Here is an 8,954-nt window from a genome sequence, read left to right on the forward strand (position 1 = left end):
CACTTTTCAAAGGGATCAGTTTGCCCTTTTTTAAGCCTAGTTCAATATTTTTCCTTGCATACGCACAGGGTGAGCTTATTATAGAGGATTCTGGAAACTGTTTTTGAACAGTGGAGGAGCAATGGGAGGCACCTATCGTGGGATAGGTGTCTTTTTTATGAGATATTTCAGGGGTACCGTCTTTTTACAGGGTGGCCATTATCAGGAGGAGAAAGGTCATGAAGATGAATTTATCGATATTTAAAAATAAAAGCTTTTTGTACTACTGGATCAGTACATGGATATCCTCGCTGGGAGATTCGATATTCGTCATTGCTCTTACATGGCTGCTGGTAGAAAAAACAGAGTCTCCTTCAATAGTTGGGACTTATCTGTTTATATTAGGCGCTTCAAAGATTATGTTTGTCCTTGTGGGAGGTGTGATTGTCGACCGGATCGACCCAAAACGTCTCCTTATCCAGTCGAACGTATTGAGAGCTGCCGTCATCATCCTTGCGCTGCTTGTAATTTTTGTCGATAACGATGCCATCTGGATGTTCTATGTGATTGGAGCGGTGTTTGGAATGGTGGATTCCATTGCGGAACCTGCGGGTATTTCATTCAGGACACGAATCGTCGAGAAGGAGTACTATACCCAGTCGATGGGGCTTCTGATGACGGCCGGGAATGTTTCAGCCGTCATCGGTCCTATGATCGGGGCTGGCCTGGTAGCGGTCGGCAGCACCCATTTTGCCATCATGGTCAATGCAGTTACATTCCTGATTTCTGCGGTTCTCTTGTTTTTGGTTCAAGAGACGAAAACAGATGAGGCGGGCACTGAACAAGAACCTATGTGGAAGAGTGTTAAATCAGGTTTCCATTACTTCCTGAATACACCGATCATCACAACAATGGCTGTTTTTGCGTTTTTTGCCAATGCAGCGGTGGGAGCGACCTTCATCAGCATTCCTTTTCTCGCGGATGATTTGAATTTCGGGGTGGAAGGCTTCGGTTTGATGAATACAGCTATTGGGGTCGGAAGTGTTGCGGGGGCAGTATTGTTCTCTGCCTTTACGATTAAAATTCCGAAACCTTATATGACACTGCTGACGTGCTTTCTACAGGGAATTGTCATTATGTTGATCGGATTCACGGGAAATCTCTGGATCATTCTTGCATTAATTGCGCTTATGGGGCTTCATGAAACAGCCGTCAATATCATTGCTCCAAGCGTCAATCATACGATCATTCCACCAAGGATTTTTGGTAGGGTGATAAGTGTCATGATCCTTGTCATGTCCGGTTCCGTACCGATTGCCCAGGCGATCGCGGGATGGGTGATGGAGTGGACGGCTCCGCAGAATATCTTCATTTATGGAGGGCTTCTAGAGATGGGCGCGGCATTGCTGACATTTTCGCTTCCGTTTGTCCGGAATTACGGCAGGGAAACGGAAATTTCTGCCGAACAATAGAGTGACTGCATCTGTCAGAGGTGAGCAACTGATGACAGGTGCTGCGGCCGGTAAGTTACTAAACTATAAGCAAGGTGAAAGGGATATAAACTTTTGGAGGGAGCAGGATATGAAACTAGGAGCCTTTGGATCGGCAGTCCCGATACTTAGAATTTTTGATATAACAAAAGCGAAGGAATTCTACCTGGAATTTCTCGGGTACAAGATAGATTGGGAACATGGAGAGGATGACTTCCCTGTTTATATCCAGGTTTCGAGAAGCGCTTGTATCCTCCACTTATCCGAACATCATGGAGATGCATGCCCGGGGGCAGCTGTTCGGATTGAGGTAAAAGGAATTGAAGGATGGCATCGCAATTTATTGGATAAAAATTATAAGTATATGAAACCGGGAATAGTAAATACCCCTTGGAACACAAGGGAAGTCAGTGTCACCGATCCCTTCGGTAACAGGCTGATTTTCTATGAAGCAGGTGAGCCTAAGCAGTAATGAGTTCAAACCGGATTTCTTTATTTCTTCCTCGTAATCCTTTATTCTAGGTGAAAAGTTTTTTTAAAAGAGGTTAAAAAAGATGAAACAAATTTACAGTGATATCATACAATTTCGCGGAACGCATTTTGACTTCGGTTATATGCAGGGAGAGGGAATTAAAGACTCCCTGACGGTCATCAACAGGGAAAACCAGTGGAAGGTGCGCAAACCCCGTTTCTCCATCGAAATCGAAGAAGTAAAGCAGGCGGTGACAAGGTTTGCTCCAGGTGTATGGGAAGAACTGCAAGGATTGCAGGAAGCCCTGAAATGGCCGATGGATCGGGTGCTGAAGGAGTTTGGAGGGTACCGGCTGGACTATGTAAAATCCGGATGTTCGATCTTGACGGGAGAAGATTATCTGATCCGGAATTATGATTACCACCCGAAAACGTATGAAGGAAGATATACGTTTTATCAGCCGACGGACAATCAAGGATATGCCATCATCGGGCCGAGCCAGCGTGTGACGGGAAGAATGGATGGGATGAATGAGAAAGGCTTAAGCATCGGATATAACTTCATGCACCGGAAGAAACCGGGAGACGGCTTCATCTGCTGTATGATCGGCCGGCTGATCCTTGAAGCCTGTGCTAATGTCGATGAAGCGGTGCTGATGTTGAAAGAAATCCCGCACCGCCATTCCTTCAGCTATATTGTGTATGATGCCAGCGGGGAAACTTATGTAGTTGAGACGTCGCCGCGCGGTGTAAAAGTCCGTCAGTCTAATGCCTGTACCAACCATTTTGAGATCATGCAGGAGGAGAACCGGAATCATCTTGTGGACTCCAAGCGCCGGCTGGGAATTATTCAGCAAAATTCCGGCAGTATCCAAGATGTTAAGGATGCCTTCAGATTGTTTAATGACAGCGACAAAGGGATCTTTTCAGATTTATATGGAAGCTGGGCGGGAACGATCCATACGTCCGTCTATTTCCCGAAAGAGCTTAAAGCCTGGTTTGCGCTTGGCGGTGACCGCAATCCTGTAGAGTTTGATTTTCATAAGTGGCTTCACGGGGAAGATGTTGAGTTAGACAAGATAACAGGTGAAGTGGACACTGACATCCCGTTTATCCATATGGATGAGGGGGCGGACTGGAGTAAAAGGTAACAACGGATGCTTGACACTTATTCACTGAATATCAATATGAGGAAAGGAATAATCCAACTAAGGGTTATTTCTTTTTTAATTTTGTAGATTCATGGCTATATCTTCATAATCTGCAACAAAGCTCTAGATAAAAGCCTGAACAAAAAACAAAATACCGGGGTGTGCCTGGCGCGGAAAAGGCGCACTATTTTGAATCTTTTTGAGGTGGATAAACGTAAATAAAGTAAGATACATTCAGGAGGGGTTATATGAGTGGTGTGTTGTACTTTGCGGACAATTTCTTTTCGTCAGGAAAAACCGATATTTATAATGAAGAGAAAGAAAGAGTCGGAGAGTTAGATTTAAAAAGTGCCTTTTCAGCCAGTGTGGATGTTTTGAACGAAAAGGGGCAGATTATTGCCAGCGGAAAGTTTCCATTCTTCGGGAACCGCTGGATGGTTTCAGGAAAAGATGGAGAAGAGCTTGGAGAGCTGAAACAAAAATGGTCGTTCTTTTCAAAGAAGTTTCAGTATCATTCAATTGGAAAAGGAACATTCTCCATTGAATCGGAGGCTTTTTCAAAGGAATATACAATCCTCGACAATCAAGGAGCAGTCATTTGCAGTTCTGAAAAAGTGAGCGGCTTCTTTTCGTCCTCTGCCTATAAGCTGGAAAATAAATCTCCCAATCTCAGTAACCAGGAACTTGTAGCTGTGGTAATGGGAATCAACGCCATCCAAAAACGAAATAACGCAGCCGCTGGAAACAATGCGGCTACCTAAGTTATGTAGAGCGACACTTCCGCAATTGTCGAAAACACTTCGATATTCCCGGAAAGTGTCTTATTTATTTCCAGGGAAATTCGACAATTCTCTCCTGCTGTGAATAGAATTAATAGTGTCTTAGTCTAAGCGGGTTTGTTTTGGTGATGCGTGACAAGCAGACTTGCTTCCTTCCTGAACTAGTTATTGATGATATAATTAAAGGGACTAGGTGAGTAAGGAGCTTTTTGATGAATGATAAATTACTTAACATAAAAACAGAAATGGTACAAAAAGTACCCTATGCCTCACATCACTATAACCGTTATGAGCCGACCCCTTATCAAGTGCTGGACAAGCTGTTTGAGGTTGTTGAAATGGAGAGCACAGACCGGGTTGTAGATTTTGGGTGCGGAACAGGAAGATTGAACTTTTATGTTCATTACCGGTTTCAATCCGCGGTCATTGGTGTCGAGATGAATGAATATTACTATATGGAAGCTCTTGAAAACAGAAGTGAATATCTGAAGAAATACAATTTCAACGAGGACAGCATTCAATTTGAAAACTGCCTTGCCCAGGACTATCGAATTCACCCGGATGATAATGTTTTCTATTTCTTCAATCCGTTTTCGGCTGGAATCTTTATCAAAGTCATTAATAACATTTTGCAGTCTTTTGAAGAAAAGAACAGGGATATCCAGCTGATTTTATACTATGCTCCGGAGGATTATGTCTTTTTCCTGGAAAACCAGACGGCCTTTCATATGGAAAAAGAAATCATCCTGCCTGGTAACGTTTATGAAAAATTTCTTCTGTACAGCCTGAGAGCATAGGCGGAATTTAGAGAGGAAGACTGAATTTTTATAGTAGTTTAGTAGATGAATGTTAAAGGAGTTTGAGGATGAAAAAAGTTATAAAGTGGGGCGGAATCGTGATCGCCCTCCTCGCGGTTGTGTTTATAGGGGCGGGAAATTATTTTTATAATGTTGCCGTCAATCGAAGCGATGACCCGGTAGAGTTATATGGGGGATCTCAATCGGCATTTTCAATGGTAGATGAAGAAGAGCAGCAACGAAAGCTGGAAGAAGTGCTGGAGTGGACAGAACAACAGTCATTCCACCAAGTGGAAGTGGAATCCCATGACGGGCTGACATTAAGCGCTGTACTGTTGAAAAGTGGGAATCCGAATGGAAAAGCTGTCATTTTAGCGCATGGATATAAAGGCAGCAACGAACAAATGCCGGGCGTGACACAGTTTTATCATGAGCAGGGCTTTGATGTCCTCAAGCCTGATGCCAGGGGGCACGGGAAAAGTGAAGGAAGCTATATCGGATATGGCTGGGACGACCGTAAAGATTACAAAAGGTGGATAAATCTATTAATAAATGAATATGATGCACAGGAGATTTATTTGCATGGCTTCTCGATGGGCGCCGCAACGGTCTTGATGACCAGCGGGGAAGAACTTCCTTCTGAAGTGAAAGGAATCATTGCTGACAGCGGTTATACGACTGTCGAGGAAGAACTCGCTCATCAATTGAAGTATTTATATAATTTACCGGCTTTTCCCTTGATGGAAATCACCAGTGCGGTTACGAAACTGCGGGCGGGTTACACTTTTACCGAAGCTTCAGCAGTCGATCAAGTCGAAAAAAACAAACTGCCTTTGTTCATTATCCACGGTGATCAAGACAAACTCGTGCCAACAGAAATGGCGGAAGTCCTATATGAAGCAGCATCCAGTGAGAAGGAAATCTGGATTGTACCTGGAGCTGGTCATACGGAAGCTTATACGGTTGCGGAAGAAGAATATCAAAAGCGCTTGAAAACATTTATCGGCGAGTGACAGGCACACCCCCGGGGTTTTGTCGAAATCGGCAAATCCCGGGACATGCCTGTCACCAGAAAAGGAGCTGTACATAGTGAGCGAAAACAAGAGTCTGTTTGAGGCATTTAAACAAACACGGATTAAGACGAATGGCCATGGTGACCGGAATGCAGGAGTGTTGAAAGAAGCGTTCGAGCATGTGGCTTCTGACACTGAAAGTGATATGTATGGAAACGGGAAGGTGATTGAAGACTTTCAAGTGAAGATGGCTGAATTGCTTGGAAAAGAATCTTCTGTGTTTTTTCCGAGCGGCACAATGGCCCAGCAGATTGCATTAAGAATCTGGTGTGATGAAAAAGAAATAAAGAAAGTCGCATATCATCCCCTATCCCACTTGGAGATTCATGAAGAGGACGGCCTGAAAGAACTTCATGGCATTCAGTCAGTGCTGCTGGCGGATAAGGACAGTGTCATTACCCTCGAGGATATCCAGCACATGAAAGAAGAAGTGGCGGCCGTCCTGCTGGAACTGCCGCAGCGTGAAATCGGCGGCCAGCTGCCGGACTTTGAAACCCTTCAATCGATATCTGACTATTGCCGGAAAAAAGGCATCAAACTTCACCTTGATGGAGCGAGACTGTTGGAAGTCCTTCCATACTATAGAAAGACGGCATCTGAAGTGTGTAATCTCTTTGACAGTGTGTATATTTCACTTTATAAAGGAATTGGCGGGATTGCAGGAGCCATCCTTGCAGGGAGCGAAGAGTTTACAAAGAAGTCCAAAGTATGGAAAAGGCGTCACGGCGGCGATCTGATCAGCCTGTACCCGTATATCATCAGTGCCGATTATTATCTTGACGAGAGAGCAGACAAGCTGGAAAGGTATTATCTCAATGCGAGAGAATTTGCGAGCTTTTACAATAGCTGTGAAAAGGTATCTACGCTGCCGGAAGTGCCGGTCTCCAATATGTTTCACGTCCATTATGAAATGGCAAAGGCGGATCTTGAGCCCATCCTTGTCGATATTTATGAAAAAACAGGTGTCGGCTTAAGCGGGTATTTACGGGAAACCGGAGAAACTTCCTGTTATTATGAAGTCAGCATCGGGGATGTTTATGATACTATCCAAAAGGAAAAGTTAACAGAAGTTTTCCAATTGCTGAATGAAAGTTTGAAAAAAATATAGCGAGAGAGAGTGACTTCCCGGAGTCACTCTCTTTTAAATTGTGGCAATAGAAGTCCCTCTACATCGTAAGTCTTAGCTTTAATTCATTCCCGGGTGCGTTTTACCAATTGCGGTGTTTACGTATCATAGAAGTATAAACAGAGTAATTGGGAGGAATTAAGATGAAGAAACAACTATTAGCGAGAGCTTTATTAAGTTCACTGTTCGTCATCGCAACCGGCTGCAGTGCCCTTGAGACAATAACGTTCGGTAAAGGAAACGTGAATGAATATGAAGTGGATATAGAGAAGGACTCTGCCCGCGACTTAGAAGTCAACCTGCAGCTTGGTGCCGGGGAAATGAACATATCAGGCGGTGCTTCCGAATGGATAACAGGGAACATTGAATATAGCAATGAGACAATGGAGCCGGTTGTTCAGTACGATTTGGATGGTGATAAAGGGGATATTGTCATCAAACAAAAAAACAAAGTCAATGTGGGCTTTGGCAATATGAAAAATGGCTGGGACCTGCTATTAACGAATGATGTGCCAATCGACCTCCGTGTAGAATCGGGGGCAGCGGATACCAACCTGGACCTAAGGGGGCTCCGGTTGAGGAAGTTAAAAGTGGATGCAGGTGTCGGTGATGTGGAAGTGGACCTCAGCGGAGACTGGCAAGAAAGTTTCGATGTCGACATTGATACCGGTGTCGGCAAGACGACGGTCATCCTTCCAAAGTCAGTCGGTGTCCAAATCAAGTCTGAAGAAGGTGTCGGTAAAGCGAATTTTGACGGATTCACCTCCTCCCGAAATAACACATATGTAAACGAAGCCTTTGAAACAGCAGATGTCATCATCACTGTAAAAGTGGAAACAGGTGTAGGAGAGGTAAACTTCCAATTAAAATAAGAAGCTGCACCCGAGGGTTCTTTCTGGGTGCTTTTTTAATAGGCTTCCAATCGGGCCTTTTAGTTTAGCTGCATGTTTGGAAAGCGTATTGGATTAGGGTAAAACGTACCATTATAAAAAGGAAAAGTGCTTCCAGTGGTACGATTAGCAGTGAAACACCCTATTACAGAAGAGGATCGCCAGAGTAATAAGGTATATAGTGGAAAAACAAGCAAATTCCTCAGAAGAGTAACAAGGTTTAAATCTACTAAAAAACACTGACCCCAAAGCGGAAAACCCCGTACGTTCTGCAACCAATCCAAGACCAGCTGATCACCAAAACTGCTGCCTGCCAATCCTGTCTCTCCCCTTCAAGCAAACTAATGAACTGGCACATAGATACCTCCTTCCAAATTACAGGCTCCCAAAAGTGCGGTATAATAGGGTTATTCTTATTAATCAAACGTTTGATTAACAAAAGCGGGAAGGTTTTTTACACATGAGTGAAAAGATAAAAATTCTGGAATCTGATTTATATAAGCCGATTCAGAAACATTTTACAAAAGAAGGCTATAAGGTAAATGGAGAAGTGAAGGATTGCGATTTGACGGCCGTAAAGGGCGAGGACTTGATCATTGTGGAGCTGAAGCTCAATCTGACAGTGGATCTCCTGATTCAGGCCACGAAAAGGCAGAGACTGACAGACCTTGTCTATATAGCCATCCCCAGGCCTAAAAATATGAGGTCGAGACGCTGGAAGGATATTTGTCATTTGGTACGCAGGCTGGAATTGGGTCTTATCACTGTTTCGGTTGCGAATAAAATTCCCAAAATCCAGTTTATCCAACATCCTGAACCTTTTGACTTAGATAAAAGTAAGAGAAACAGCAGCCGGAAGAGAAAATCCCTTTTGGCGGAAATCGAAGGCAGAAGTGCTGATTATAATGTCGGTGGGAGCAACAAGACCAAGATCATGACGGCCTATAAAGAAAACTGTATAAGAATCGCCTGCTGCTTAGAGCAATGCGGTCCATTAGCTCCAAAGGATCTTATGACAATGGGAACCGGTGATAAAACCCAATCAATATTGAGCAAGAATTATTACAACTGGTTCGATCGTGTTGAGAGAGGAATCTATAAGATCTCAGATAAAGGAAAGCGTGATTTAGAAGATTTTCCCGAGTTAAAACAGCACTATCTAAAGGAAATCACTAAGCAAGAACCGTCCAATTAAGAA

The 8,954-nt window shown here is 43.7% G+C and carries 9 protein-coding genes; all 9 read left to right on the forward strand.

Features of this window, described 5'->3' with window-relative positions:
• Positions 1–218: 218 nt before the first annotated feature.
• Complete coding sequence (locus BSG1_RS17845; RefSeq protein ID WP_044023127.1) at positions 219–1,451, forward strand: MFS transporter; 1,233 nt, start codon at positions 219–221, stop codon at positions 1,449–1,451.
• 109 nt (positions 1,452–1,560) lie between these two features.
• Complete coding sequence (locus BSG1_RS17850) at positions 1,561–1,941, forward strand: glyoxalase superfamily protein (RefSeq protein WP_044023129.1); 381 nt, start codon at positions 1,561–1,563, stop codon at positions 1,939–1,941.
• Positions 1,942–2,023: 82 nt separating this feature from the next.
• On the forward strand, positions 2,024–3,091 hold the full coding sequence (locus BSG1_RS17855) for a C45 family autoproteolytic acyltransferase/hydolase (protein WP_006838613.1): 1,068 nt from the start codon (positions 2,024–2,026) through the stop codon (positions 3,089–3,091).
• A gap of 248 nt (positions 3,092–3,339) precedes the next feature.
• Positions 3,340–3,852 (forward strand): hypothetical protein, encoded by a 513-nt coding sequence (locus BSG1_RS17860; RefSeq protein WP_006838614.1) that lies wholly within the window; start codon positions 3,340–3,342, stop codon positions 3,850–3,852.
• Positions 3,853–4,082: 230 nt separating this feature from the next.
• Positions 4,083–4,667 (forward strand): methyltransferase, encoded by a 585-nt coding sequence (locus BSG1_RS17865; RefSeq protein ID WP_006838615.1) that lies wholly within the window; start codon positions 4,083–4,085, stop codon positions 4,665–4,667.
• 68 nt (positions 4,668–4,735) lie between these two features.
• Entirely contained in the window at positions 4,736–5,680 is a 945-nt protein-coding gene (locus tag BSG1_RS17870) for an alpha/beta hydrolase (RefSeq protein WP_006838616.1), read from the forward strand.
• 76 nt (positions 5,681–5,756) lie between these two features.
• Positions 5,757–6,848, forward strand: coding sequence for a threonine aldolase family protein (locus BSG1_RS17875; RefSeq protein WP_006838617.1), 1,092 nt, complete (start codon positions 5,757–5,759; stop codon positions 6,846–6,848).
• Between the two features lie 161 nt (positions 6,849–7,009).
• Positions 7,010–7,738 (forward strand): toast rack family protein, encoded by a 729-nt coding sequence (locus BSG1_RS17880; protein WP_044023128.1) that lies wholly within the window; start codon positions 7,010–7,012, stop codon positions 7,736–7,738.
• A gap of 478 nt (positions 7,739–8,216) precedes the next feature.
• Positions 8,217–8,951 carry a DUF2161 domain-containing phosphodiesterase gene (locus tag BSG1_RS17885; protein ID WP_006838620.1) on the forward strand — a complete coding sequence of 245 codons (735 nt, stop codon included), beginning with the start codon at positions 8,217–8,219 and terminating at the stop codon, positions 8,949–8,951.
• The last annotated feature ends 3 nt before the right edge of the window (positions 8,952–8,954 follow it).

It is taken from the genome of Bacillus sp. SG-1, from assembly GCF_000181495.1.
GTDB lineage: Bacteria > Bacillota > Bacilli > Bacillales > Bacillaceae_B > Rossellomorea.

Coding starts and splice junctions, on each gene's coding strand:
- BSG1_RS17845 (WP_044023127.1), top strand. CDS start 219: ATGAAGATGAATTTATCGATATTTAAAAATAAAAGCTTTTTGTACTAC.
- BSG1_RS17855 (WP_006838613.1), top strand. CDS start 2,024: ATGAAACAAATTTACAGTGATATCATACAATTTCGCGGAACGCATTTT.
- BSG1_RS17880 (WP_044023128.1), top strand. CDS start 7,010: ATGAAGAAACAACTATTAGCGAGAGCTTTATTAAGTTCACTGTTCGTC.
- BSG1_RS17885 (WP_006838620.1), top strand. CDS start 8,217: ATGAGTGAAAAGATAAAAATTCTGGAATCTGATTTATATAAGCCGATT.
- BSG1_RS17850 (WP_044023129.1), top strand. CDS start 1,561: ATGAAACTAGGAGCCTTTGGATCGGCAGTCCCGATACTTAGAATTTTT.
- BSG1_RS17860 (WP_006838614.1), top strand. CDS start 3,340: ATGAGTGGTGTGTTGTACTTTGCGGACAATTTCTTTTCGTCAGGAAAA.
- BSG1_RS17870 (WP_006838616.1), top strand. CDS start 4,736: ATGAAAAAAGTTATAAAGTGGGGCGGAATCGTGATCGCCCTCCTCGCG.
- BSG1_RS17865 (WP_006838615.1), top strand. CDS start 4,083: ATGAATGATAAATTACTTAACATAAAAACAGAAATGGTACAAAAAGTA.